Below are 25024 nucleotides of genomic sequence, written 5' to 3' on the forward strand. Positions count from 1 at the left end.
ATGCAGCAACTGAATCCTTCCGAGATCAGCGACATCATCAAGCAGCGGATCGAGAAGCTTGATGTCGCATCCGAAGCCCGCAACCAGGGCACCATCGTCAGCGTCTCCGACGGCATCGTGAAGATCCACGGCCTCGAGGACGCGATGTTCGGCGAGATGATCGAATTCCCCGGCAGCATCTTCGGCATGGTGCTCAACCTCGAGCGCGACTCCGTGGGTGCCGTGGTGCTGGGGGACTACCTGGAGCTCGAAGAGGGCATGACCGCCCAGTGCACCGGGCGCATCCTCGAGGTGCCGGTGGGCCCCGAACTGATCGGCCGCGTGGTCGATCCGCTGGGCAACCCCATCGACGCCAAGGGCGAGATCGGTGCCAAGCTCACCGACGCGGTGGAAAAGGTCGCCCCGGGCGTCATCACCCGCCAGTCGGTGGACCAGCCGATCCAGACCGGCCTCAAGTCCATCGACGCCATGGTGCCGATCGGTCGTGGCCAGCGCGAGCTGATCATCGGCGACCGCCAGATCGGCAAGTCGGCGATCGCCATCGACACCATCATCAACCAGAAGGGCAAGGGCGTCACCTGCATCTATGTGGCCATCGGCCAGAAGCAGTCGACCATTGCCAACGTGGTGCGCAAGCTCGAAGAGCACGGTGCCATGGAGCACACCATCGTGGTCGCCGCCGGCGCCTCCGACCCGGCCCCGATGCAGTTCCTGGCGCCCTACGCCGGCTGCACCATGGGCGAGTATTTCCGTGACCGCGGCGAAGATGCCCTGATCGTCTATGACGACCTGTCCAAGCAGGCCGTGGCCTACCGCCAGGTCTCCCTGCTGCTGCGTCGTCCGCCGGGCCGTGAAGCCTATCCGGGCGACGTCTTCTACCTGCACTCCCGCCTGCTCGAGCGTGCCGCCCGCGTCAACACCGACTACGTCGAGAAGTTCACCGACGGCGAGGTCAAGGGCAAGACCGGCTCGCTCACCGCGCTGCCGATCATCGAGACCCAGGGCGGCGACGTCTCGGCGTTCGTTCCGACCAACGTGATCTCGATCACCGACGGCCAGATCTTCCTCGAGGCCGACCTGTTCAACTCGGGCATCCGTCCGGCCATCAACGCCGGCCTCTCGGTATCCCGGGTCGGCGGTTCGGCCCAGACCAAGATCATCAAGAAGCTCGGCGGCGGCGTGCGTCTGGCCCTGGCCCAGTACCGCGAGCTGGCGGCCTTCTCCCAGTTCGCGTCCGACCTGGACGAGGCCACCCGCAAGCAGCTGGAGCACGGCCAGCGCGTCACCGAGCTGATGAAGCAGACGCAGTACTCGCCGATGTCCGTGGCCGAGATGGCGCTGTCGCTCTATGCCGCCAACGAGGGCTTCCTGGATGACGTCGAGGTACGCAAGGTACTGGACTTCGAGCGCGCCCTGCGCGACTACATGAAGGCCGAACATGCCGAGCTGCTCGACCAGATCAACCAGAGCGGCGACTACAGCGACGAGATTCAGAAGGGGCTGAAAGAGGGTCTCGAGAAGTTCAAGGCCACTCAGAGCTGGTAATCCCGTCGGCCCGCCCCCCAGGGGCGGGCCCTGGAGCATTCTGAGGGCCACGAACGAGGTAGATCGCTATGGCAGCTGCAAAAGAGATACGCACCCAGATCGGGAGCATCAAGAATACGCAGAAGATCACCAGTGCCATGGAAATGGTCGCTGCGTCGAAGATGCGTAAGGCACAGGACCTGATGAGGGCCAGCCAGCCCTACGCCCGCCAGATCCGCAACGTCGTGGGCCATATCGCCGACGCCCAGCCCGAGTACCGCCACGACTACATGATCGAGCGGGACGCCAAGCGGGTGGGCTATATCGTCGTTTCCACCGACCGCGGCCTGTGTGGCGGCCTGAACGTCAACCTGTTCAAGGCCGTGTTGAAGGATGCCAAGGCGTGGCGCGACCAGGGAGCGGAGCTCGACTTCTGCGCCCTGGGCAGCAAGGCCGGCGGCTTCTTCCGCAGCTACGGGGGCAACCTGGTGGCGGCGAAGAGCGGCCTGGGCGAGTCGCCCGAGGTCGAGGATCTGATCGGCAGCGTGAAGGTCATGCTGGATGCCTATGACGAGGGGCGCCTGGACCGGCTCTACGTGGTGTACAACGAGTTCGTCAACACCATGACCCAGAGGCCGGTGGTCAGGCAGCTGGTACCCCTGTCGCCCGACATGGGCAACAACGGGCACCACAAGCATTCCGAAGAGAACAAGCGTCCCGGTGGCTGGGACTACCTGTATGAGCCGGATGCCAAGGCGCTGCTGGACAGCCTGCTGGTTCGTTTCATCGAGTCGCAGGTCTACCAGTCGGTGGTCGAGAACGGCGCCTGTGAGCAGGCGGCCCGCATGATCGCCATGAAGAACGCCACCGACAACGCCGGCGGGCTGATCGACGATCTGGAGATGGTGTACAACAAGGCCCGTCAGGCCGCCATCACCCAGGAGATCTCCGAGATCGTCGGGGGCGCCGCCGCCGTATAGCGCCAGGGGAGGGGGTGCCCTCCCGGCATGCAGGTTTCATTTGCAGGTACTTTGAGAGGAACCAAGATGAGCGGACGTATCGTACAAATCATCGGCGCGGTGATTGACGTCGAGTTTCCGCGGGACGATGTTCCCAAGGTCTACGACGCCCTGAAGGTCGCCAACGCCGACACCGTGCTCGAGGTCCAGCAGCAGCTGGGCGACGGCGTGGTGCGCACCATCGCCATGGGCTCCACCGAGGGCCTCAAGCGCGGCCTGGAGATCACCAACACCGGCGCCGCCATCTCCGTGCCGGTGGGCAAGGAGACGCTGGGCCGCATCATGAACGTGCTCGGCGAGCCGATCGACGAGGCCGGCGAGATCGGCGAGACCGAGCGCATGCCGATCCACCGCAAGGCACCGGGCTATGCCGACCAGGCGGCTTCCGAGGAGCTGCTCGAGACCGGCATCAAGGTCATCGACCTGGTCTGCCCGTTCGCCAAGGGCGGCAAGGTCGGGCTGTTCGGCGGCGCCGGCGTGGGCAAGACCGTGAACATGATGGAGCTGATCCGCAACATTGCCACCGAGCACAGCGGCTACTCCGTGTTCGCCGGGGTCGGCGAGCGGACCCGCGAGGGCAACGACTTCTATCATGAAATGACCGAATCCAACGTCATCGACAAGGTGTCGCTGGTCTACGGTCAGATGAACGAACCGCCCGGCAACCGCCTGCGCGTGGGCCTGACCGGCCTGACCATCGCCGAGAAGTTCCGTGATGAAGGCCGCGACGTGCTGCTGTTCGTCGACAACATCTACCGCTACACCCTGGCCGGTACCGAGGTGTCCGCCCTGCTGGGTCGCATGCCCTCCGCGGTGGGTTACCAGCCGACCCTGGCCGAGGAGATGGGGGTCCTGCAGGAGCGCATCACCTCCACCAAGACCGGCTCCATCACCTCCGTGCAGGCGGTGTACGTGCCCGCGGACGACCTGACCGACCCGTCCCCGGCGACCACCTTCTCGCACCTGGACGCCACCGTGGTGCTGGCGCGTTCCATCGCCGAGCTGGGCATCTACCCGGCCATCGACCCGCTGGACTCCACCTCGCGCCAGCTCGATCCGCTGGTGGTGGGCGAGGAGCACTACGGTACCGCCCGCGGCGTCCAGAACGTGCTGCAGCGCTACAAGGAGCTCAAGGACATCATCGCAATCCTGGGCATGGACGAGCTGTCCGACGAGGACAAGCTGTCCGTGGCGCGGGCGCGCAAGATCCAGCGCTTCCTGTCGCAGCCGTTCTTCGTTGCCGAGGTGTTCACCGGCTCCCCGGGCAAGTACGTGCCGCTCAAGGAGACCATCCGTGGCTTCCAGGGCATCCTCGACGGCGAGTACGATGAGCTCCCGGAGCAGGCCTTCTACATGGTGGGCAGCATCGACGAGGCCGTCGAGAAAGCCAACCAGATGAAGTAAGGCCGTCCACCAGGGGGACTTCGCTATGGCGAACAGCTTCAAGTGCGAAATCGTGAGCGCCGAGGCCTCGGTCTACTCCGGCGAGGTCGAGCAGGTGATCGCCGCCGGGGTGATGGGCGACCTGGGGATCCTCCCGGGCCACGCTCCGCTGCTGACCGAGCTGCATCCGGGGCCGATCCGCGTGATCCATGACGGTGGACAGGAGGAGAACTACTACGTCTCCGGCGGCTTCCTCGAAGTGCAGCCCGACGTGGTGACCATCCTTGCCGACTCTGCCGCCCGCGCCAAGGACCTGGACGAGGCTTCCGCCGAGGAGGCCCGGCAGCATGCGCTGAGGGCACTCAACGACAAGTCCGCGGAGCTGGATTACACCCGCGCCGCGGCCGAGCTCGCCGAAGCCGTGGCGCAGCTGCGTACCATCCAGCAACTGCGCAAGAAGGCCGGCAAGGGCTGATCGACGCTCCTGCCGTGGAAGACGCCCTCCGGAGCCATGTTCGGGGGGCGTTTTCGCGTCTGATATCATGCTCGCTGCACAATACGTCACCGTGCAGGCGGCCCTTGCCTGCAGCCTGGCGGCGTCAGGAGGATGCCCATGTCATTGAATGAGACCCTGCTGGAACAGAAGGAGGCGCTGCTGACGGCGCTGTCCGAGAAGCAGGGCGAGCGTCTCGAAGAACTGCTGCCGGAGTTGCGTTCCGCGGATATCGCCGAGATCGTCGAGGACATCCTCGCCGAAGAGGATGATCTGCCCATCGCCCTCGGCCTGCTCGACAGTCTGCCCATCGAACGGCGGGCCAATGTGCTCGGCTACCTGCCGGGCGAGGAGCAGACCGATGTGGCCGAGGCGATGTCCGACGAAACGCTGCTCGCGGTGCTGGAGGAGATGGGGTCGGACGAGCGTGCCGACCTCTTCAACCTGCTCGGCGAGGACCGCCGCGAGACCCTGCTGCGGCGCATGGCGCGCCAGGAGCGCGAGGATCTCAAGCGGCTGGCCAGCTATGAGGAGGGCACCGCCGGGGCCATCATGACCTCGGACTACGTGGCCATCCCCAGCGGCATGACGGTCTCCCAGGCGATGATGCGGGTGCGTCAGACGGCGCCGGATGCGGAGACCGTCTACCAGCTCTACATCATCGACCCGGATGGCCGCCTGGCCGGCACCCTGTCGCTGCGCCAGCTGATGGTGGCGCGGCCGGGGGCCAGGGTCGACGACCTGATGATCAAGGACGTGATCAGCATCCCCGTCGACCAGGAGCAGGAGGAGGTCGCCCGGGCGGTGGCTCGCTATGACCTGCTGGCCGTGCCGGTGATCGATGCCGAGCAGCGCCTGGTCGGCATCGTCACCCACGATGACGCCATGGACGTGGCCGAATCCGAGGCCACCGAGGATATCCACAAGGGGATGTCCATCGGCCAGCTGGAGGATGGCGTCAGCCGGGTGCCGCTGTGGAGCCTCTACCGCAAGCGGGTGATCTGGCTGGTGCTGCTGGTGTTCGGTAACCTCCTCTCCGGTGCCGGCATCGCCTACTTCGAGGACACCATCGTCGCCCAGGTGGCCCTGGTGTTCTTCCTGCCGCTGCTGATCGGCAGCGGCGGCAACGCCGGCGCCCAGGCCGCCACCCTGATGGTGCGCGGCATGGCCACCGGCGACGTCGGGGTCAAGGACTGGGGCAAGCTGCTCGGCCGCGAGCTGCTGGTGGCCGGTTCCCTGGGGCTGACCATGGCGCTGGCGGTGGCGCCCATCGGCGTGCTGCGCGGTGGCGAGGCGGTGGCCATGGTGGTGGCCATGAGCATGGTCACCATCGTGCTGTTCGGCAGCCTGCTGGGCATGTGCCTCCCGTTCCTGCTCGACCGCCTGGGCTGGGACCCGGCCACGGCCTCGGCACCGCTGGTGACGACGCTGATCGATGCCTCGGGGGTGCTGATCTATTTCAGTATCGCCACGGCGATCCTGGCCGGCCTGTGATCGTCGCCGCCAGCACACAACGTCGCTTCGTCCGTCGCGGAGGCGAGGCGGACAACCTCGTGACGGATGTGTATGCTCGGCGTCGGCCGGGCGACGAGCCGCTCCAGTGGACGGGCCGCTCGAGTCGCTTCGCCACCGTGTTCGCCGTCATCGGCTTCGTCCATCCACACAGGAATCGCCATGGACTGGCTCCAGGTTGCCGTTCTCTCGATCGTTCAGGGACTGACCGAGTTCCTGCCCATCTCCAGCTCCGCTCACCTGATCCTGGTACCGGTGCTGACCCCGTGGGACGACCAGGGACTGGCCTTCGACGTCGCGCTGCATCTCGGCAGCCTGGCGGCGGTGGTGCTCTATTTCCGCCACGAACTGCGCAGGATGATCGTCAGCTGGGCCGATTCGCTGCGCGGCCGGGCGGCCGACGAGGATGCCCGCCTCGCCTGGTGGGTGCTGCTGGCGACGATCCCGGTCGGCGTGGTCGGCCTGGTCTTTCACGACGCCATCGAGGTCGGCATGCGCTCGCCGCTGATCATCGCCGCCGGCCTGATCGGCTTCGGCGTGCTGCTCGGCTATGCCGACTGGCGCCATCGCGGGGCGCGCAGCGAGTACCAGCTGACCCTGAAGGACGCCCTGCTGATCGGCGGCGCCCAGGCGCTGGCGCTGATCCCCGGCACGTCACGCTCGGGGATCACCATCACCGCGGCGCTGCTGCTGGGCATGAGCCGGGAAGGGGCGGCACGCTTCTCCTTCCTGCTGTCGATTCCGGTGATCGTGCTCGCCAGCGCCCTCGAGATCCTCGGCCTGGTCAGCGCGGACCGGGCGGTGGACTGGTCGACCCTGGTGGTGGGCAGCCTGCTGTCGGGCATCAGTGCCTACCTCTGCATCCACTACTTCCTGGTCTTCATCCGCCGGATCGGCATGCAGCCCTTCGTGGTCTATCGCATCGTGCTGGGACTCTGGCTGCTGTGGTTGTTCTGGTAAGCTCGCACCACCTGCCTGCCGGAGACCCTGAGCAATGACCCCGTCCCGTCTGCTGTCGTTGACGCTGCTGCTGGCCTTCGCCGCCTTGCTGGCGGCCTGCTCGGAGAGCGATAGGCCGCTGGAGTCGCCGGTGCGCCTGGAGGGGCAGGTCTTCGGCAGCTTCTACCAGGTGACCATCGCCGATCCCTTGACCCAGGGCGAGGCGCGCGAGATCGAGACGGAGTTTCTCGCCGAGCTCGATGAGGTGGATGCTTCCATGTCCACGTATCGTGACGACTCGGAACTGGTGGCCTTCAACCAGGCGCCGGTCGGGGAATGGCAACCCCTCTCCGACGAACTGATCGAGGTGCTGGCGATCGGCCAGGCGGTGGCCGAGGCCAGCGATGGTGCCTTCGACATGTCCCTGGGTGGCCTGGTCAATCTCTGGAGCTTCGGTCCCGAGGCCCGCCCGCGGGAGATTCCCGACGACGAGACCCTGGCCGAGCGGCTGGCCGAGGTCGGCCCGGACAGCTTCGAGCTCGACGTGGAGGGGCTCCAGGCGCGGCGCGTGAGGGACATCTTCATCGATCTCTCCGGGGTGGCCAAGGGCCACGGCACGGATCGCGTGGCGGCCTACCTGGACCGCCGGGGCATCGAGCACTACCTGGTCAACCTGGGGGGGGAGGTGATGGCGAAGGGCTACCGTGACGCCGAGGGAACGCCCTGGCGCATCGGCATCGAGGCGCCCCTGGACGACCGCCGGGAAGCGCGGCATGTGGTGCCGCTGCATGACATCTCGGTCGCCACCTCCGGCGACTATCGCAACTACTTCGAGGAGGAGGGCCTGCGTTACTCTCACACCATCGATCCGCGTACCGGCCGTCCCATCGCACATCGGCTGGCCTCGGTGACGGTGGCCCACCCCTCCAACGCCTGGGCGGATGCCTGGGCCACGGCACTGATGGTGCTGGGCGAGGAGCAGGGGATGGCCCTGGCCAGGGAGCAGGGCCTCGCCGTGCTGATGATCGTACGCGAGGACGAGGGCTGGAGCAGCCGGGTCAGCCCCGGCTTCGTCGAAACCTTCGGCGAGGCGCTGGTCGAGGAACTCGGCCTCGAGGTGCGGTGAGGGGCAAACCAGTCCAGGCCGGCATGGAGTGCCGGGCCCGGAACCATCTAGAATGTAACGACTGACGAGAATGGACATGGAGTCATGATGACGCTCGACGTGGTGATTCTGGCGGCCGGACAGGGCACGCGGATGCGCTCGACGCTGCCCAAGGTACTGCATCGCCTGGCCGGCAAGCCGATGGTGCGCCATGTGATCGATACCGCCCGGGGGCTTGCCGCCGATCGCACCCATGTGGTGGTCGGCCACGGGGCCGAGCATGTGCGCGAGGCACTGGCCGACTGCGAGGTGCGCTTCGCCCTGCAGACCGAGCAGAAGGGCACCGGGCATGCCGTCGCCCAGGCCCTGGACGGGCTCGGCCACGACAAGGTGCTGGTGCTCTACGGCGACGTGCCGCTGATTCGTCGCGAGACCCTGGCGACGCTGCTCGAGGAGGTCGACGACCAGCACATGGGGCTGCTGACCGTGACCCTGCCCGAGCCCGGCGGCTACGGTCGCATCCTGCGCAACGAGGCGGACGAGGTGGTGGCCATCGTCGAGCACAAGGACGCCTCCCAGACCGAGCTCGCCATCCGCGAGTGCAACACCGGCATCATGGCCATGACCGCGGCTCAGCTCAGACGTTGGTTGCCGCAGCTCTCGGCCGACAATGCCCAGGGCGAGTACTACCTGACCGACGTGATTGCCATGGCGGCGGCCGAGGGGGTGAGGATCGTCACCACCCAGCCGGCCCAGGCGCTCGAAGTGGAGGGCGTCAACAATCGGGCCCAGATGGCGCGCCTGGAGCGTGCCCACCAGCGCGAGCTGGCCGAGCGGCTGATGGCCGAGGGCGTGGCGCTGCTCGATCCGGCGCGTCTCGACATCCGCGGCACCCTGACCTGCGGCCACGACGTGGAGATCGATGTGGGCTGCATCTTCGAGGGCGAGGTGGAACTGGGCGAAGGGGTGCGCATCGGTCCCCACTGCGTGATCCGCGACAGCCACATCGGTGCCGAGACCCTGGTCGAGCCCCACAGCGTCATCGAGGGCGCGGTGGTGGCCGGCCGCAACCGCATCGGCCCCTTCGCCCGGCTGCGTCCCGGTTCGCGGCTGGCGGTGGGGGCCAAGGTCGGCAACTTCGTCGAGACCAAGAATGTCGAGGTGGGAGAAGGCAGCAAGATCAACCACCTGAGCTATGTGGGCGATGCCTCGCTGGGGAGCGACGTCAACGTCGGGGCCGGCACCATCACCTGCAACTACGACGGTGCCAACAAGCACCGCACCGAGATCGGCGACGACGCCTTCATCGGCTCCAATACCGCGCTGGTCGCGCCGGTCAGCATCGGCAAGGGAGCCACCGTCGGCGCCGGCTCCACCATCAGCAAGGACGTGCCCGACAACGCCCTGGCGGTCTCCCGCGGCCGCCAGGTGAGCAAGGCCGACTGGGCGCGGCCGACCAAGCGCCAGGAACCCTGAGGAGAGATCGCATGTGTGGAATCGTCGGCGCCGTCGCCGAGCGCAACGTCCAGGGCATCCTGCTCGAGGGGCTCAAGCGCCTCGAATATCGCGGCTATGACTCGGCGGGCATGGCGGTGCAGTCCCCCCAGGGCACCCTGCAGCGGTGCCGCGCCGTGGGCAAGGTGGCGGCCCTCGAGGAGCGGCTCGCCGCCGAGCCGCTGCCCGGCCGCTGCGGTATCGCCCATACCCGCTGGGCCACCCACGGCAGGCCCAGCGAGGTCAATGCCCACCCGCACCAGTCCGGCGAGCGACTGGTGGTGGTGCACAACGGCATCATCGAGAATCACGAGGCGCTGCGCCAGCAGCTCCGCGACGCCGGTTATGTCTTCGCATCGGAGACCGACACCGAGGTGGTCGCCCACCTGGTGGACCGGGAGTTCGACAGTAGCGGCGATCTGCTGGCCGCGGTCCAGCGGGCGCTGGCACACCTCGACGGTGCCTATGCGCTGGCCGTGATGCATGCCGACGAGCCCGACGTCATCGTCGGCGCCCGCAGGGGCAGCCCGCTGGTGGTGGGCGTGGGCATCGACGAGGCCTTCCTGGGCTCCGATCCCCTGGCCCTGCTGCAGGTCACCGACCGCTACGTCTACCTGCAGGAGGGCGACGTGGTGCGACTCTCCGCCCGGGGGGGCGTTGCGGTGTTCGACGCGGCGGGGCGGTCGGTCGAGCGCGAGGTGCAGGCCTTCGAGCACGGCGACGGCGCGGCGAGCAAGGGCGACTATCGCCACTTCATGCTCAAGGAGATCCATGAGCAGCCGGCGGTGATCGCCGCGGCCCTGGAGGGGCGCCTGGGCGAGCAGTCGGTGCTGGTGGAGAGCTTCGGCCCCGAGGCCGAGGCGCTGTTCGACCGGGTGCGCCAGATCCATATCGTCGCCTGTGGCACCAGCTATCATGCCGGCATGGTGGCCCGTTACTGGCTCGAGCGCTTCGCCGGGGTACCGGTGCAGGTCGAGGTCGCCTCGGAGTATCGCTACCGGCAGGTGGTGGTGCCGGAGGACACCCTGTTCGTGACGCTCTCCCAGTCCGGCGAGACCGCCGACACCCTGGCGGCGCTGCGCTTCGCCCGCGAGCGCGGCTACCTGGCCAGCCTGGCGATCTGCAACGTGCCGGGCAGCTCCCTGGTGCGCGAGTCCGACCTGACCCTGATGACCCAGGCCGGCCCGGAGATCGGCGTCGCCTCGACCAAGGCCTTCACCACCCAGCTCACCGCCCTGATGCTGTTGACCCTGGCGCTGGGTCGGGTCAAGGGGCTCGATGGGGGCGTCCAGGCCGAGCTGGTGGCCGCCCTGCGCGGCCTGCCCGGCCTGGTGGAGCGGGTACTGCGGCTCGACCCGCAGGTCGAGGCGCTCTCCGCGGCCTTCGCCGAGAAGCACCATGCGCTCTTCCTCGGTCGTGGGGCGCACTTCCCCATCGCCCTCGAGGGCGCGCTCAAGCTCAAGGAGATCTCCTACATCCACGCCGAGGCCTACCCGGCCGGCGAGCTCAAGCATGGCCCGCTGGCGCTGGTGGACAGCGAGATGCCGGTCATCTCCGTGGCCCCCAACGACGAGCTGCTCGACAAGCTCAAGTCCAACCTCCAGGAGGTGCGGGCCCGGGGCGGCGAGCTGTTCGTCTTTGCCGACGAGCAGGTGAAGCTGGAGGAAGAGGAAGGCATCCGGGTACTGCGCCTGCCCCATGTCCACGAGGTGCTGGCGCCGATCGTCTACACCGTGCCGCTGCAGCTGCTCAGCTACCATGTGGCGGTGCTCAAGGGCACCGACGTGGACCAGCCGCGCAACCTGGCCAAATCCGTTACCGTGGAGTGATGGGCGACCCCGCGCCGTCCCTGTATCTGGGCCTGCCCATGTGGGCCAAGCAGGCGTGGCGTGGCACCCTCTATCCGGCCCATGGTGGCAGCGACGGCATGCTCGAGGAGTATGCCCGGGTGTTTTCCACCGTCGAGGGCAATACCACCTTCTACAGCGGCGCGCCGCGTGCCGAGACGGTGACGGCCTGGGCGCGCCAGGCGCCGCCGGATTTCCGCTTCTGTTTCAAGCTGCCGGCGGCCCTGACCCACCAGCGGCGTCTGGCCGGGGTCGAGGCCGAATTCGACGGTTTCCTGGCGGCCCTCGCTCCGCTGCACGATCGCCTCGGCCCGCTGATGGTCCAGCTGCCAAGGGATTTCGGGGTCGATGAGCTATCCCAGCTGGAAGCCCTGTTGTCGCGCTGGCCCACCGGCATTCCCTGTGCGGTGGAAGTGCGTCACAGGGAATTTTTCCACAAGGGGGCGGCCGAAATCGCCCTGAACCGATTGTTGATAACTCACGGCGCCGACCGAGTGATGCTCGATGTGCGGCCACTCTTCTCCACCCCGGCCAGCGACCACCCCGGCCTGCTCAAGGCCCAGGGCGAGAAGCCGAAACGCCCATTACACGTGCTTTCCACGGGAGACAGGCCGCTGGTGCGCTTCATCGGTCACGTCGATCCGGTCATCAATGAGCGCTATTTCCAGCCCTGGATCGAGCGCCTCGCCCTGTGGATAAAACAGGGGAAAACCCCTTTCCTGCTTGTGCATACGCCCGACAACCGGCAGGCGCCGGAACTGGCGCGGCGCCTCCATTCCCGCTTGGTCGAACACTGTTCGTTGCCGCCGCTTCCGGACTTCCCCGGTGAACGTCAGGAGCGGCTATTCTGAGGCCGATACCCGAGGCTGGGATGGTGGCTCCCGACAGCCGCTGCGTCTTTCTTGCCTCATGGCTAGCCATCAAGCGTATGATCGGATAGATTTGCGGTCTTAATGGCATAAAGCAGCGTGATATTGCTGATTTCCATGCCTGATACAGATCAATACCGAATGCACATCGATACAGACAACAACAGGTGATTCATGTCGAAACTCGCACACGCGCAGTGGTCATCGAAGATGACCTTCGTGCTGGCCGCGGCCGGGTCCGCGGTGGGGCTGGGCAATATCTGGCGCTTCTCCTACATGGTCGGCGACAGCGGAGGCGCCGCCTTCGTGCTGGTCTACCTGATCTGCGTGGCGGTGGTCGGCATGCCGATCCTGGTCGCCGAATGGCTGATCGGTCGCCGCGCCCAGAAGAATCCCGTCAACGCCATGGCGGAACTCGCCGGCAGGAGCGGGCAGCCCCGGGCCTGGGCGCTGCTGGGGGCCAGCGGGATACTGGCGGCCTTCCTGATCCTCTCCTTCTACAGCGTGATCGGCGGCTGGTCGCTCTCCTATACCCTCAATTCGGTGACCGGCACCTTCACCGGCCAGGATGCCGACGGCGTGGGCGCCATCTTCGGTAACCTGCTGGCCAGCCCCGGCGTGCTGCTGCTATGGCACACGGCCTTCATGGCGCTGGTGGTGTGGATCGTCGCGCGGGGCGTGACCAAGGGCCTGGAAGGGGCGGTGCGTACCATGATGCCGGCCCTGGTGGTACTGATGCTGGTGCTGGTCGGCTACGGCATGACCACCGGCCACTTCGGCGAGGCGCTGGCCTTCATGTTCCGCCCCGACTGGAGTGCTCTCACCGGCGGTGTGGTACTGGCCGCCATGGGGCAGGCCTTCTTCACCCTGTCGCTGGGCATGGGCATCATGATGGCCTACGGTTCCTACCTGGGGGAGGACGTCAACCTGCTGGGTACCGCGCGCACGGTGATCATCCTCGATACCGTCATCGCGCTGCTGGCGGGCCTGGCGATCTTCCCGATCGTGTTCGCCAACGGCCTGAGCGCCGGCGAAGGCCCGGGGCTGATCTTCGTCACCCTGCCGCTGGCCTTCGGCAACATGACCGGTGGCACCGTGCTCGGCCTGATGTTCTTCCTGTTGCTGACCTTTGCGGCCCTGACCTCGGCCATCTCGCTGCTGGAGCCGGTGGTGGAGTTCGTCGAGGAGCGCACCCCGCTGACCCGGGTGATGGCCACCCTGGCCGGCGGCGTGGCGGTCTGGGCGCTGGGCATCGCGGCGCTGATGTCGTTCAACGTCTGGAACGTGCCGGTGCTGTTCGGCCTCAATGTCTTCGACCTGCTGGATACCTTCACCAGCAAGATCCTCCTGCCGCTGACCGGGCTGGGGGCGATCGTCTTCGTCGCCTGGTGCCTGGAACGCAAGAGCGTGGCCGACGAGCTGAATCTCGCCGGCGGTGCCGAGAAGCTCTGGCATCTGGTGGCGCGCTACGTGGCCCCCATCGGGGTGGTCCTGGTCTTCGTCTCGAGCCTGTGAGGCCTCAGGGCCACGAGGCAAGCGGCTGAGGCAAAGGGGGCAAGTTCCCCTGCGAGCCCCGCCCTGGCGGGGCTCGCTGCGTCCGGAAATTCCCTCGACCCGCCATGGGTCGGGCCGTTCAGTGCATCTCGTCCTCGGGCAACTGGGCGATGTCCCGGGACAGACGCTTGAACTCGTTGTGCAGCTCGATACCGCGGCGGGCGCGCAGGTTGCGCTGGGCGGCGGTCCGTGAGCGCTGCTCGTGTTCGGCGACCTGCATGCTCATGAAGATGTCGAGAAGTTCACTCTTCAGGGAGGTTAACCGTTCGACATTGCGCATGATCGACTCTCCTGTCTGCAGTGAATGTGCCGGCTTCAGGGACGCTGCGCGACACTGCATTTCTTACTATACCGCACTTGACAGAATGATGACGACGTGAGCCGATTGGACGCAACGCTGTGCCAACGCAAGGCCCCGGGGCCGCCCTTGGACAGAATGCCGCGGCCAGTGCGCATCGCCCTTCGGCTTGGGGCATACTGTGACCATGAACCCGCCATCGTTTTCGTCGCTTCGCCCCCCGGGCGCGGCGACCCTCAAGCAAGGAGTCCCGCGTGAGCCGCGCCCTGTTCGATGAGATGAGACGTCGCATGGAGCACTTCCGCCGCTCCGAGCAGAAGGTCGCGCGCTTCGTGCTGCGCAACCCCGAGGAAGTCATCCACATGCGCATCGTCGACCTGGCCACCGAGGCCAAGGTCAGCGAGCCGACGGTGGTGCGCTTCTGCCGTGCCCTGGGCTGCAACGGCTTCCAGGATTTCAAGCTCAAGCTGGCCCAGATGCTGGCCACCGGCAGCCAATTCGCCCAGTTCTCGATGAACGACAGCGACTCGGTGGCGGAATTCTCCCACAGCATCTTCGACTCCACCGTGGGCACCCTGCTGTCGGTGCGTGACCGGCTCGACAACGAGGCGTTGAGCCGCGCCATCAACGCCCTGGCCATGGCCAACCGCGTCGAGTTCTACGGCTTCGGCGCCTCCGGTGCGGTGGCCTTCGACGCCCAGCACAAGTTCTTCCGCCTGCAGATCTCCACCGCCGCCTACGCCGACCCGCACATGCAGAACATGTCGGCGGTGACCCTGGGCGATGGCGACGTGGTGGTGGCCATCTCCCAGACCGGCCGCACCCGGGCGCTGGTGGCCAGCGTACGCCTGGCCCGCGAGGCCGGGGCCACGGTGATCGGGCTCTGCCCCAGCGGCTCGCCGCTGGCCGAGGAGGTCACCCTGCCGCTCTATATCGATGTCCACGAGGACACCGAGATCTATACCCCGATGAGCTCGCGCATCGCCCATCTGGTGCTGGTCGACGTGCTCGCCGTGGGGGTGGCCAAGACCCGTGGCCCCAAGCTCGCCGAGCAGCTCAGGGAGGTGAAGAAGAGCCTGACGCCGCTGCGCTTTCCCGAGCAGGAAGGCAAGCCGTAGCCACCTGAAGACGCGGCTTTCCCGGCGACAGGTCTATGCGGAGGCGCTGTGAACCCATCCTTGGGCGCTACATTCGTCATCCCTGACGAATGACCTCCGCTTCGACCTGTCCCCGGCGCCGCTCGCCTCGATGATTGGGCTGGCCGATATGCTAAGCTGGGTCTCCATTTTCGACCCGGCTTTCCCCGCACCATGGACGACGTCACGGCGATTCTCGACCACCTGAACACCGCCCAGCGCGAAGCGGTCAGCGCCCCCCAGGGCAACATGCTGGTGCTGGCCGGCGCCGGCTCCGGCAAGACCCGGGTGCTGGTGCATCGCATCGCCTGGCTGATGCAGGCCGAGGGGCTCTCGCCCTATGCGGTGCTCGCCGTGACCTTCACCAACAAGGCGGCCCGCGAGATGCGCACCCGCCTCGAGGCGCTGCTGGGCCTGTCGCTGCGCCACGTCTGGGTCGGCACCTTCCACTCGATCGCCCACCGCTTGCTGCGCACCCACTGGCAGGACGCCCGGCTGCCCCAGCACTTCCAGATCATCGATGCCGACGACCAGCTGCGCCTGATCAAGCGGCTGCTCAAGGATCACCGCATCGACGACGAGCGCTTCCCGCCGCGCCAGGTGCAGTCGTTCATCTCGGGCTGCAAGGAGGAGGGGCTTCGCCCCCACCAGGTCGATGTCCACGGCGACGCCTACATGGGGCAGATGGTCGAGCTCTACGAGCGTTACCAGCTGACCTGCGAGCGCGGCGGGCTGGTCGACTTCGGCGAGCTGCTGCTGAGGAGCCTGGAGCTGTTGCGCGACAACCCGGCGCTGCTCGCCCACTACCGGGAGCGTTTCGCCCATGTGCTGGTCGACGAGTTCCAGGACACCAACACCCTGCAGTACGCCTGGCTCAAGCTGCTCTCCGGGATGCAGACGCCGATGACGGTGGTCGGCGACGACGACCAGTCGATCTACGGCTGGCGCGGGGCCCGGGTCGAGAACATCCGCCGCTTCGAGCAGGAGTTCCGCGACACCCGCACCGTGCGCCTGGAGCAGAACTACCGCTCCACCAGCGCCATTCTCGATGCCGCCAACGCCCTGATCAGCCACAACACCGCCCGCATGGGCAAGGAGCTGTGGACCGCCGGCAGCCGCGGCGAGCCGATCTCGGTCTATGCGGGCTTCAATGATCTCGATGAAGCACGCTTCATCGTCGACACGATCAGGGAGCAGGTGAACGAGGGCCACGCCCGCCGCGAGATCGCCATCCTCTACCGCTCCAATGCCCAGTCCCGGGTGCTGGAGGAGACCCTGATCCGCCAGGGCGTCCCCTACCGCATCTACGGTGGCCAGCGCTTCTACGAGCGCCTGGAGATCAAGAATGCCCTGGCCTATCTACGCCTGCTGCTCAACCGCGACGACGACGCCTCGCTGGAGCGGGTGATCAACGTCCCGGCCCGCGGCATCGGCACCCGCACCGTGGAGCTCCTGCGTGAACGGGCCCGGCACACCGGGGTCTCGCTGTGGCAGGCGCTGCACGACGGCATCGGTGATGCCTCGCTCAGGGGCCGCGCCGGCACCGCGGTCAAGGCCTTCGCCGACCTGATCGAGCGTCTCGACAACGATACCGCCGGGCTGGCGCTGCACGAGATCATCGACCACGTCACCGAGGTCTCCGGCCTGGTCGAGCACCACCGCAGCGAGAAGGGCGAGAAGGGCCAGGCCCGGGTCGAGAACCTCGAGGAGTTGGTGACGGCGGCCCGTGCCTTCACCCAGGGCGAGGCCCTTGACCCTCCCGAGGCCGGCGAGGGCGGCGTGGCGCTGGAGGCCTTCCTCGCCGAGGCGGCGCTCAATGCCGGCGACCACGAGGCCGACGACTTCGAGGACTGCGTGCAGCTGATGACCCTGCACTCGGCCAAGGGGCTGGAGTTCCCGGTGGTGTTCATCGCCGGGGTCGAGGAGGGGCTGTTTCCCCACCGCATGTCCCTGGAGGAGCCGGGGCGCCTCGAGGAGGAGCGCCGCCTCTGCTACGTGGGCCTGACCCGGGCCATGCGCAAGCTCTACCTGACCCATGCCGAGCTGCGCCGCCTGCACGGCAAGGAGACCTTCCAGCGCCCCTCGCGCTTCCTGCGCGAGCTCCCCGAGGAGTATCTCGAGGAGGTGCGCCTGCGCGGGCAGATCTCGCGACCGGTGACCGCCAGCCGCCCGGCCGTGGGCCTCTCTCGCCAGACCTCGGTCAACGGCGGCGGCGACCTGCCCAACCTGAGCCTGGGCCAGCGGGTCCATCACCCGGTGTTCGGCGAGGGGGTGATCCTCAATGCCGAGGGCGAGGGGGAGCGTGCCCGGGTACAGGTCAGCTTCGAGGGTGAGGGCGACAAGTGGCTGGTGCTGGGCTTCGCCAAGCTGACGCCTCTGTAGGAGCCTGTCGGACTTAACGCTGATCTACTACGAAACCCGACCTTTCGGCCAACTTCATTCGATCTGATTCGTTAAATAGCGGGCTATTCGCCTCATCAGATCGATAAACTTGTCTCGAAATTCGTGTTCCTCGCGACGATCGGTCAAGCCCAACAGGCTCCTAGGCGCCGAGCGCCTCTCCGTTGACGTGCACGTCAACGGAGAGGCTTGCCGGACCAATCGGCGCTGACCCATACTCACGGGCGGACAGACCGCGCCACAGAAGGCGCGGCTCACAACAATCACCTCGGAGTCATGCCCGTCATGCAGCGCCGTAGATTCCTCAAGACCGCCGGCATCGGTGCCGCCGGCGCCGTCGCCGCGCCCTTCGTCTCCACCGCCAAGGCCCAGGAGACCATCACCTGGGACATGGTGACCTCCTGGCCGAAGAACTTTCCCGCCCTGGGCACCGGTGCCAACGACTTCGCCGAGCGCATCGAGAAGCTCTCGGCTGGCCGTATGCGGATCCGCGTGCACGGTGCCGGCGAGCTGGTGCCCGCGCTGGAGGTATTCGATGCGGTGGCCGCCGGCACCGCCGAGATGGGGCACTCCGCTTCCTACTACTGGCGCGGCAAGGTCGCGGCCTCCCAGTTCTTCACTGCCGTGCCCTTCGGCATGAACACCACCGAGACCAATGCCTGGCTCTACCACGGGGGTGGTCAGGAACTGTGGGACGAGGTCTACGCCAAGCACAATCTCAAGCCGTTCCCGGTGGGCAACACCGGTACCCAGATGGCCGGCTGGTTCAAGAAGGAGATCAACTCCCTCGAGGACATGCAGGGCCTCAAGCTGCGGTTGCCGGGACTGGCCGGCGAGGCGATGAACGGCATCGGCGTCACCACGGTGAACATGCCCGGTAGCGAGATCTTCACCTCCATGCAGACCGGCGTGCTCGACGCCGCCGACTGGGTCGGTCCCTACAACGACCTGGCCTTCGGCCTGCATCAGGTGGCCGACTACTACTACACCTCGGCCTGGAACGAGCCCAGTGCGATCCTGGAAGGCACGGTCAACCTGGATGCCTGGAACGCCCTGCCCGACGACCTCAAGGACGTGGTGCGCGAGGCTGCCATGGCCGCCAACCTGGCGATGGTCAGTGAGTTCGCCTATCGCAATGCCCAGGCCCTGGACACCCTGGTCAACGAACACGAGGTGCAGCTGCGCTCCTTCCCGGATGACGTCATGGCGGCGCTCTATGACTCTTCCAAGGCGGCGATCCAGGCGCAGGTCGACAGCGATCCGGATTCGGCCAAGGTGTACGAATCCTACCTGGCCTTCCAGAAGCTGGTGCGGCCGTTCAGCGACGTGGGCGAGTACGCCTACCTGAAAGGGCGCGAAGCGGTAGGGGCCTGATCCCCGGCTCGTCGGACGCGTTCATGGGCGCCCTGGTGGCGCCCATGTCGGTCACGGGGGTGTCAGTCGTTCTGGCGCACGGCGCGGATGCGGCCGTTGTCGTCCAGTGCCACCATCACGAAGCGGGCCTCGGTGACCTTGTGCAGCTCGTCCGGGTCGCGCTCCTGGGGCGAGCGGATCCACACCTCCACGTCGATCTTGATCGAGCTGTGGCCGATCTCGCGCACGGCGGTGAAGATGTTGACCATCGAGCCGACGCGCACCGGGCAGAGGAAGTCCATGGCCTCGATGGCCACGGTGGCGGTGCGGCCGCAGGCCTCGCGGCCGGCGGCCAGCTCGGCGGCCTGGTCCATGAGGGCCACCAGCCAGCCACCGGCGATATCGCCATGGAGATTGGTGTCCTGGCGGCTCGCCAGCAGCTTGAGGGTCAGCTGGCCCTGGGGGGCGGGTACATCATCGAGTTCGGTCATGATGGGGCGTCTGCCTGACTTGTTGTTGTGAAATCCTGTCGTGAAATGCCGTGGGGCCTGTTGCCGGAGTAGGCCGGACAACAGCGGCATGGTATACGCTGGGCATGCTCCGTCACCAGTATTGCGACATCATGACTCGCCCCAGGGGGGCGTTTCTCGGGGGAGACAGCATGCAACGAGGCGGGAAGGCACGACGCCGCTGGCTGGGTGCCCTGGTACTGATGCTGGCGATGCCCGTGGCCATGGCCGACGAGGTGGTGGGCAGCCTGGGCGCGGTCGGGTCGGATACCCTGGCCGGGCTGATGCTGCGCTGGGGGGAACAGCTCACCGACCGGCATCCCGGCATCCGGCTGCAGCTGCAGGCCAGCGGCTCGGCCAGTGCCCCGCCGGCACTGGTGGCCGGCACGACGCGGCTGGGCCCCATGTCCCGTGCCATGTCCGACACCGAGCGCCGCGACTTCATCGAGCGCCATGGCTACCCCCCGGTGGAGATCGAGGTCGCTCGGGACGCCCTGGTGGTAATCGTGCATCGCCACAACCCGTTGACGCAGCTGAGCCTGGCGGAGCTGGACGGGATCTTCTCCGCGACGCGTCGCTGCGGTGGCGGGCATGCCATCAACCGCTGGCGCGAGCTGGGCATCGAGCGTCCGAGGGGGGGGCTCGCCCTGCATGGGCGCAATGCCGCCTCTGGCACCTACGGGCTGTTCAGGCAGCGCGCCCTGTGCAACGGCGACTACCGGGCCCGCCTCGACGAGCATCCCGGGTCGGCGGCGGTGGTGGCGGCGGTGGCGGCGTCGCCGCGCGCCATCGGCTATGCCGGGCGCAATCACCTCACGGCGGGGGTTCGCGCCCTGCCGCTGGTCGATGCCGAGGGCAGGGCGGTCCGGCCGGACCCCGAGCGCGTTCGCCAGGGCGACTACCCCCTCTCCCGGACCCTCTACCTCTATCTCAACCTGCCACCGGGCGAGGCGCTGCCCGGCCCCGAACGAGCCTTCGTCGAGCTGATCCTCTCGCCCGAAGGGCAGGAAACGGTCGTCGAGCTCGGTTTCGTCGCCCTGCCCCAGGCGACCCTGGAGCGTCAGCGCCGACGCCTGGGATTGCACGAGACCCCCTGACCCTGTCACGCGAGTGTCATGATTCTGTCGTATTTTGCTGGTGCAACTCCTCGAAGGCCATGGCCATGAGCGACCCCTCCCCGTCACTGCATCTGCGACAGCGCCTGCGCCGGGGCCGTGATCGTCTGGCCACCGCGCTGATCACCGCCGGTGGCATCGGGGTGATCGCCGCCCTCCTGGCCATCGGGGTCTTCCTGGTGGTGGAGGTGGTGCCGCTGTTCTGGTCCACCCCGACGGACACCGGCCACGAGGTGAGCTGGCGGGCGCTGTGGTTGCCGCAATCCTACGAGGGCTACGACGCGCCCCAGCATCGCTGGCAGCCCACGGTGACCTCGGCGGAGGAGCGTCCGCAATACGGCATGACCCCGCTGGTCTGGGGCACCCTCAAGGCGGCGGCCTGGGCACTGGTGATCGCCGTGCCGCTGGCGCTAGGGGCGGCGATTCACTCCGCCATGTTCATGTCGCGGCGCCTGCGTAGCCGCATCAAGCCCACCCTGGAGCTGATGGAGGCGTTGCCCGGCGTGGTGATCGGCTTCATCGCCGGTCTGGTGCTGGCCCCCTGGGTGGAGCGGCACCTGGCCGGGGTCCTGGCACTGGTGGTGCTGTTGCCCCCGGGGGTGCTGATCGCCGGCTGGGGCTGGACACGGCTGCCGGTGCGGCTGCGCCGCTGCCTGCCGCTGGGCTGGGCCGGGCTCTGGCTGGAGCCCTGGCTGTTGCTGCTGGTGGCCGCGGCGCTGGGCCTCGCCCCCTGGCTGGAGGCCGGCTGGTTCGGCGGCGACCTGCGTGGCTGGCTGGAGCTCCGCCTGGGGCTCGATTATGCCAGCCGCAATGCCATGATCGTCGGACTGGCCATGGGCTTCGCGGTGATGCCGAGCGTCTACGCCCTGGCCGAGGATGCGCTGTCCGGGGTCCCGGGAAGCCTCGGCGAAGGAGCTCAGGCGATGGGCGCGACCCGCTGGCAGACCCTGTGGAAGGTGGTACTGCCCGCCGCCAGTCCCGGGGTCTTCTCGGCGGTGATGATCGGCGCCGGCCGGGCGGTGGGCGAGACCATGATCGTGCTGATGGCCAGCGGCAATACCGCGCTGATGACCCTGAGCCCCTTCGACGGCATGCGCTCGATGGCCGCCAGCATCGCCATCGAGCTGCCCGAGGCCGCGTTCGGCGGGACTCACTACCGGCTGCTGCTGCTGGCGGCGCTGGCGCTGTTCGTCTTCACCTTCCTGGTCAACACCCTGGCCGAGGTGGTGCGCGCTCGGCTGCGACATCGCTATCGGCGCCTGGGCGGCGCGCCATGATGTCCCATGACCTGACCCGGGGCGAGGGCCCCTGGCCCTGGCTGGCGGCAGGCAGCGTAGCGCTGTCGTTGCTGATGCTGGGCGCCCTGCTGGTGTTGCTGGCCGGGCGTGGCCTGGGCCATTTCTGGCCGGCGCCGGTGGCGCTGGTCGAGCTCGAGAATGGCCGCTGGCTGGCCGGCGAGGCGGTGAAGGAGGCGCGGCTGCCAGGGGCGGAGGGCAGCGGGATCCGTGGACGCGAGCGGCTCTATCGCACCGCCAATCGGGATCTGGACGATGGCATCTGGACCTGGGTGGCGCTGGAGACGATCGCCGACGTGGGCTATCCGGATGAGCTGGTGGTGCTGGAGCGTCGCCGCTGGGGGGATTTCATCGGCCGGCTGATGGCGGTGGAGCGCGACGGACGCCCGCTGGGCGAGGGGAAATCGGCCTGGACGGTGCTACAGGCGCGACTCGTCGAGCTGGAGATACTGCGTGATGAACAGGCCAGGCTGCGCCGGAAGACGATCATGCCGCTGGCGGCACGGCTGGCGACCGGCCCCGACGCAGAGGCGAGCCGTGACCTGGCCCGGGCCAATGCCCAACTGCGCGAGCTCCGGGCCGAGATGGGCCGTGATCGCCTGGTGCTGGAGAGTGCCGACGGGCGACGGCTGGAGCAGCCGCTGGTGGAGGTGGTGCGTGCCTGGCGGCCCAATGCCATGTCGCCGGTCGAGAAGCTCGCCGCCTGGGGACAGGGCGTCTGGCGCTTCCTCGCCGAGGGGCCGCGGGCGGCGAATACCGCCGGCGGCGTCTGGCCGGCGATCTTCGGCACCGTGCTGATGGTGCTGCTGATGTCGGTGCTGGTCACCCCCTTCGGCGTGCTGGCGGCGATCTATCTCAACGAGGTGGCGCACCAGGGACGCTTCACCCGGCTGGTCCGCATCGCCGTGCGCAACCTGGCCGGGGTGCCGTCGATCGTCTATGGCGTCTTCGGCCTGGGGGTATTCGTCCATGGCATCGGCGGTTCCCTGGACGCCTGGTTCTTCGAGGAGGCGCTGCCCTCGCCGACCTTCGGCACCGGGGGCCTGCTGTGGGCCTCGCTGACCCTGGCGCTGCTGACCCTGCCGGTGGTCATCGTGGCCACCGAGGAGGGGCTGGCGCGTATCCCCGACCAGCAGCGCGAGGGCGCCCTGGCCCTGGGGGCCACCCGCCTGGAGATGCTGACCCGGGTGGTGCTGCCCATGGTGACGCCGGCGATGCTCACCGGGTTGATCCTGGCGGTGGCCAGGGCCGCCGGTGAGGTGGCGCCCCTGATGCTGGTGGGGGTGGCCAAGCTGGCGCCCCAGGTACCGGTGGACGGTGACTTTCCCTTCCTGCATCTTGAAAGGAAGTTCATGCACCTGGGCTACCACATCTTCGACACGGCCTTCCATGGCGGCGATGTCCAGGCCGCCTTGCCACTGGTCTATGCCACGGCGCTGCTGCTGGTGCTGGTGATCCTGGTACTTAACCTGACTGCAATATTTCTGCGGCATCATCTGAAGGTGCGTCATGGAGCGCTGCCGCGTGTCTAATCATCGAGCGCCGTGGTGCCGGAAGGAGTGACCTCGATGTCCGTGCTTGTGCAGCCGCGATCGACCGGTTCCGGTCCGATCATCGACTTTCACCGCGAGGCAAGCTGCCTGGAGATCGAGGACCTGAGCCTCGCCTATGGCGACAAGCCGGCGCTGCGCGGCTTGACCCTGCGTGTGCCGCGGCATCGGGTGACGGCCTTCATCGGTCCCTCGGGCTGCGGCAAGTCGACCCTGCTGCGGGCACTCAATCGCCTCCATGACCTCAACGAGGAGGTCAGCCACGAGGGGAAGGTGCTGCTCGAGGGGCGTGACATCCACGACCCGGAGGTGGCCGTGGCCGAGCTGCGGCGGCGGGTGGGCATGGTGTTCCAGGTGCCCAACCCCTTCCCGATGTCGATCTACGACAACGTGGCCTTCGGCCTGCGCCTGCTGGGGGGCATGCGCCGGCGCCAGATGGACGACGTGGTCGAGTGGGCGCTGACCTCGGCGGCACTCTGGCACGAGGTGAAGGATCGCCTGAGGGCCTCGGCCTGGTCGCTTTCCGGCGGCCAGCAGCAGCGCCTGGTGATCGCCCGGACCCTGGCGGTCAGGCCCGAGGTGCTGCTGCTCGACGAGCCGGCCTCGGCCCTGGACCCCATCTCGACCTTGAAGATCGAGGAGCTGATCCGCAACCTGAAGTCACAGCTGACCCTGGTGCTGGTCACCCACAACATGCAGCAGGCCGCGCGGGTCTCCGACTACACCGCCTTCCTGCAGGAGGGGGAACTGGTGGAGTACGGCCCCACCGATACCCTGTTCACCAATCCGCGCCTGCGGCGTACCGAGAACTACATTACCGGGCGCATGGCCTGACGCCCTGCCCCCGAGGAGAGTCCCATGGACATCACCAGCGATACCCACAGCCAGCATATCTCCCGGCAGTTCAACCAGGAGCTCGAGGAACTCAAGACCCACCTGATGGCCATGGGCGGTCTGGTCGAGAAGCAGGTCCAGGATGCGGTCACCGCCCTGCTCGACGGCGATACCCGCCTGGCCGAGCGGGTGGTCGACAACGACAATCAGGTCAACGAGATGCAGATTCGCCTCGACGAGGAGTGCACCCGGGTGCTGGCCCGCCGTCAGCCGGCGGCGTCCGACCTGCGCCTGGTGCTGGCGGTGATCCGCGCCGCCTCGGACCTCGAGCGCATCGGCGACGAGGCCAGCAAGATCGCCCGCAACGCCATCGGCCTGGTGGAAGCCGACAACGGCTCCCGCGGCTTCGTCGAGGTGAGGCTGATCAGCGAGCATGTGCGCAAGATGGTGCGTGACGCCCTGACGTCCTTCGCCCGTTTCGATACCGAGCTGGCCCTCCAGGTGGTCCACGAGGACGAGCAGGTGGACAGCGAGTACCAGAGTGCCATGCGCTCGCTGATGACCTTCATGATGGAGGATGCCCGGGTGATCTCGCCGGTGCTCAGCGTGATGTGGATCCTGCGGGCCCTGGAGCGCATCGGCGACCATGCCAACAACCTGGCCGAGTACGTGGTCTACCTGGTCAAGGGGCTCGACATCCGTCACACCGACCCGGACGAGCTCGACGAGCAGTCGCTGACCGGCAAGGGTTGACCGGCAGGCCGGTTTGGCCGTCAATGACGCGGGCCACCGCCC

Annotated in this window: 21 protein-coding genes; 19 read left to right on the forward strand and 2 right to left on the reverse strand. The window is 67.6% G+C overall.

Annotated elements, in window-relative coordinates:
* The 11 genes from atpA to MKP05_RS08730 all read left to right on the forward strand — a co-directional run bounded on the left by atpA (nucleotide 1) and on the right by MKP05_RS08730 (nucleotide 13700).
* Entirely contained in the window at nucleotides 1-1545 is a 1545-nt protein-coding gene (gene atpA / locus MKP05_RS08680) for a F0F1 ATP synthase subunit alpha (protein ID WP_110284399.1), read from the forward strand.
* Nucleotides 1546-1613: 68 nt separating this feature from the next.
* Entirely contained in the window at nucleotides 1614-2504 is an 891-nt protein-coding gene (gene atpG / locus MKP05_RS08685) for a F0F1 ATP synthase subunit gamma (protein ID WP_240567934.1), read from the forward strand.
* A gap of 66 nt (nucleotides 2505-2570) precedes the next feature.
* Entirely contained in the window at nucleotides 2571-3947 is a 1377-nt protein-coding gene (gene atpD / locus MKP05_RS08690; RefSeq protein WP_240567935.1) for a F0F1 ATP synthase subunit beta, read from the forward strand.
* A gap of 25 nt (nucleotides 3948-3972) precedes the next feature.
* Complete coding sequence (locus tag MKP05_RS08695) at nucleotides 3973-4401, forward strand: F0F1 ATP synthase subunit epsilon (protein ID WP_240567936.1); 429 nt, start codon at nucleotides 3973-3975, stop codon at nucleotides 4399-4401.
* A gap of 138 nt (nucleotides 4402-4539) precedes the next feature.
* Nucleotides 4540-5913 carry a magnesium transporter gene (gene mgtE / locus MKP05_RS08700; protein ID WP_240567937.1) on the forward strand — a complete coding sequence of 458 codons (1374 nt, stop codon included), beginning with the start codon at nucleotides 4540-4542 and terminating at the stop codon, nucleotides 5911-5913.
* 180 nt (nucleotides 5914-6093) lie between these two features.
* Nucleotides 6094-6891 (forward strand): undecaprenyl-diphosphate phosphatase, encoded by a 798-nt coding sequence (locus MKP05_RS08705; protein ID WP_240567938.1) that lies wholly within the window; start codon nucleotides 6094-6096, stop codon nucleotides 6889-6891.
* A gap of 34 nt (nucleotides 6892-6925) precedes the next feature.
* Nucleotides 6926-7996 (forward strand): FAD:protein FMN transferase, encoded by a 1071-nt coding sequence (locus MKP05_RS08710; RefSeq protein WP_240567939.1) that lies wholly within the window; start codon nucleotides 6926-6928, stop codon nucleotides 7994-7996.
* Nucleotides 7997-8080: 84 nt separating this feature from the next.
* Nucleotides 8081-9451 (forward strand): bifunctional UDP-N-acetylglucosamine diphosphorylase/glucosamine-1-phosphate N-acetyltransferase GlmU, encoded by a 1371-nt coding sequence (glmU, locus tag MKP05_RS08715; RefSeq protein ID WP_240567940.1) that lies wholly within the window; start codon nucleotides 8081-8083, stop codon nucleotides 9449-9451.
* Nucleotides 9452-9462: 11 nt separating this feature from the next.
* Nucleotides 9463-11298: a glutamine--fructose-6-phosphate transaminase (isomerizing) gene (gene glmS / locus MKP05_RS08720; protein WP_240567941.1), complete on the forward strand. Its 1836-nt coding sequence runs from the start codon at nucleotides 9463-9465 to the stop codon at nucleotides 11296-11298.
* The gene (locus MKP05_RS08725; RefSeq protein WP_240567942.1) at nucleotides 11298-12167 is read left to right on the forward strand and encodes a DUF72 domain-containing protein; all 870 of its coding nucleotides are present in this window, start codon (nucleotides 11298-11300) and stop codon (nucleotides 12165-12167) included. The genes glmS and MKP05_RS08725 overlap by 1 nt, the downstream gene beginning before the upstream one ends.
* Nucleotides 12168-12359: 192 nt before the next feature.
* Nucleotides 12360-13700, forward strand: a complete 1341-nt coding sequence (locus MKP05_RS08730) for a sodium-dependent transporter (protein ID WP_240567943.1) — start codon at nucleotides 12360-12362, stop codon at nucleotides 13698-13700.
* A gap of 118 nt (nucleotides 13701-13818) precedes the next feature.
* Here the strand turns inward: MKP05_RS08730 and MKP05_RS08735 are convergent, their stop codons facing one another.
* On the reverse strand, nucleotides 13819-14019 hold the full coding sequence (locus MKP05_RS08735) for a PA3496 family putative envelope integrity protein (RefSeq protein ID WP_110284386.1): 201 nt from the start codon (nucleotides 14017-14019) through the stop codon (nucleotides 13819-13821).
* A gap of 272 nt (nucleotides 14020-14291) precedes the next feature.
* Between MKP05_RS08735 and hexR the strand changes: the two genes are divergently transcribed.
* The 3 genes from hexR (at nucleotide 14292) to MKP05_RS08750 (ending at nucleotide 18947) form a co-directional block, all read left to right on the forward strand.
* The gene (hexR, locus tag MKP05_RS08740) at nucleotides 14292-15155 is read left to right on the forward strand and encodes a transcriptional regulator HexR (protein WP_110284385.1); all 864 of its coding nucleotides are present in this window, start codon (nucleotides 14292-14294) and stop codon (nucleotides 15153-15155) included.
* Between the two features lie 192 nt (nucleotides 15156-15347).
* Nucleotides 15348-17555 (forward strand): DNA helicase II, encoded by a 2208-nt coding sequence (uvrD, locus tag MKP05_RS08745; protein ID WP_240567944.1) that lies wholly within the window; start codon nucleotides 15348-15350, stop codon nucleotides 17553-17555.
* 303 nt (nucleotides 17556-17858) lie between these two features.
* Complete coding sequence (locus MKP05_RS08750) at nucleotides 17859-18947, forward strand: TRAP transporter substrate-binding protein (protein WP_240567945.1); 1089 nt, start codon at nucleotides 17859-17861, stop codon at nucleotides 18945-18947.
* Nucleotides 18948-19009: 62 nt separating this feature from the next.
* Here the strand turns inward: MKP05_RS08750 and MKP05_RS08755 are convergent, their stop codons facing one another.
* Nucleotides 19010-19417 carry an acyl-CoA thioesterase gene (locus tag MKP05_RS08755; protein ID WP_240567946.1) on the reverse strand — a complete coding sequence of 136 codons (408 nt, stop codon included), beginning with the start codon at nucleotides 19415-19417 and terminating at the stop codon, nucleotides 19010-19012.
* Nucleotides 19418-19587: 170 nt separating this feature from the next.
* On the opposite strand from MKP05_RS08755, the gene MKP05_RS08760 reads away from it, so the two are divergent.
* The 5 genes from MKP05_RS08760 to phoU all read left to right on the forward strand — a co-directional run bounded on the left by MKP05_RS08760 (nucleotide 19588) and on the right by phoU (nucleotide 24982).
* Nucleotides 19588-20532 carry a PstS family phosphate ABC transporter substrate-binding protein gene (locus tag MKP05_RS08760; RefSeq protein ID WP_240567947.1) on the forward strand — a complete coding sequence of 315 codons (945 nt, stop codon included), beginning with the start codon at nucleotides 19588-19590 and terminating at the stop codon, nucleotides 20530-20532.
* 65 nt (nucleotides 20533-20597) lie between these two features.
* Complete coding sequence (locus MKP05_RS08765) at nucleotides 20598-21827, forward strand: ABC transporter permease subunit (RefSeq protein ID WP_240567948.1); 1230 nt, start codon at nucleotides 20598-20600, stop codon at nucleotides 21825-21827.
* Nucleotides 21827-23377 carry a phosphate ABC transporter permease PstA gene (gene pstA, locus MKP05_RS08770; protein ID WP_240567987.1) on the forward strand — a complete coding sequence of 517 codons (1551 nt, stop codon included), beginning with the start codon at nucleotides 21827-21829 and terminating at the stop codon, nucleotides 23375-23377. The genes MKP05_RS08765 and pstA overlap by 1 nt, the downstream gene beginning before the upstream one ends.
* Nucleotides 23378-23413: 36 nt before the next feature.
* The gene (gene pstB, locus MKP05_RS08775) at nucleotides 23414-24229 is read left to right on the forward strand and encodes a phosphate ABC transporter ATP-binding protein PstB (RefSeq protein WP_110284379.1); all 816 of its coding nucleotides are present in this window, start codon (nucleotides 23414-23416) and stop codon (nucleotides 24227-24229) included.
* A gap of 24 nt (nucleotides 24230-24253) precedes the next feature.
* The gene (gene phoU, locus MKP05_RS08780) at nucleotides 24254-24982 is read left to right on the forward strand and encodes a phosphate signaling complex protein PhoU (RefSeq protein WP_110284378.1); all 729 of its coding nucleotides are present in this window, start codon (nucleotides 24254-24256) and stop codon (nucleotides 24980-24982) included.
* Nucleotides 24983-25024: the final 42 nt, after the last annotated feature.

Origin of the sequence: Halomonas flagellata, from assembly GCF_022487945.1 — a bacterium.
GTDB lineage: Bacteria > Pseudomonadota > Gammaproteobacteria > Pseudomonadales > Halomonadaceae > Halomonas > Halomonas flagellata.

Bases quoted from the DNA above. Each gene is read 5' to 3' on its own strand.
- MKP05_RS08730 (WP_240567943.1), top strand. From the start codon at position 12,360: ATGTCGAAACTCGCACACGCGCAGTGGTCATCGAAGATGACCTTCGTG.
- atpA (WP_110284399.1), top strand. From the start codon at position 1: ATGCAGCAACTGAATCCTTCCGAGATCAGCGACATCATCAAGCAGCGG.
- phoU (WP_110284378.1), top strand. From the start codon at position 24,254: ATGGACATCACCAGCGATACCCACAGCCAGCATATCTCCCGGCAGTTC.
- MKP05_RS08695 (WP_240567936.1), top strand. From the start codon at position 3,973: ATGGCGAACAGCTTCAAGTGCGAAATCGTGAGCGCCGAGGCCTCGGTC.
- MKP05_RS08765 (WP_240567948.1), top strand. From the start codon at position 20,598: ATGAGCGACCCCTCCCCGTCACTGCATCTGCGACAGCGCCTGCGCCGG.
- MKP05_RS08760 (WP_240567947.1), top strand. From the start codon at position 19,588: ATGCAACGAGGCGGGAAGGCACGACGCCGCTGGCTGGGTGCCCTGGTA.
- uvrD (WP_240567944.1), top strand. From the start codon at position 15,348: ATGGACGACGTCACGGCGATTCTCGACCACCTGAACACCGCCCAGCGC.
- MKP05_RS08755 (WP_240567946.1), bottom strand. From the start codon at position 19,417: ATGACCGAACTCGATGATGTACCCGCCCCCCAGGGCCAGCTGACCCTC.
- mgtE (WP_240567937.1), top strand. From the start codon at position 4,540: ATGTCATTGAATGAGACCCTGCTGGAACAGAAGGAGGCGCTGCTGACG.
- glmU (WP_240567940.1), top strand. From the start codon at position 8,081: ATGATGACGCTCGACGTGGTGATTCTGGCGGCCGGACAGGGCACGCGG.
- MKP05_RS08735 (WP_110284386.1), bottom strand. From the start codon at position 14,019: ATGCGCAATGTCGAACGGTTAACCTCCCTGAAGAGTGAACTTCTCGAC.
- MKP05_RS08725 (WP_240567942.1), top strand. From the start codon at position 11,298: ATGGGCGACCCCGCGCCGTCCCTGTATCTGGGCCTGCCCATGTGGGCC.
- glmS (WP_240567941.1), top strand. From the start codon at position 9,463: ATGTGTGGAATCGTCGGCGCCGTCGCCGAGCGCAACGTCCAGGGCATC.
- MKP05_RS08750 (WP_240567945.1), top strand. From the start codon at position 17,859: ATGCAGCGCCGTAGATTCCTCAAGACCGCCGGCATCGGTGCCGCCGGC.
- pstA (WP_240567987.1), top strand. From the start codon at position 21,827: ATGTCCCATGACCTGACCCGGGGCGAGGGCCCCTGGCCCTGGCTGGCG.
- atpG (WP_240567934.1), top strand. From the start codon at position 1,614: ATGGCAGCTGCAAAAGAGATACGCACCCAGATCGGGAGCATCAAGAAT.
- pstB (WP_110284379.1), top strand. From the start codon at position 23,414: ATGTCCGTGCTTGTGCAGCCGCGATCGACCGGTTCCGGTCCGATCATC.
- MKP05_RS08710 (WP_240567939.1), top strand. From the start codon at position 6,926: ATGACCCCGTCCCGTCTGCTGTCGTTGACGCTGCTGCTGGCCTTCGCC.
- MKP05_RS08705 (WP_240567938.1), top strand. From the start codon at position 6,094: ATGGACTGGCTCCAGGTTGCCGTTCTCTCGATCGTTCAGGGACTGACC.
- atpD (WP_240567935.1), top strand. From the start codon at position 2,571: ATGAGCGGACGTATCGTACAAATCATCGGCGCGGTGATTGACGTCGAG.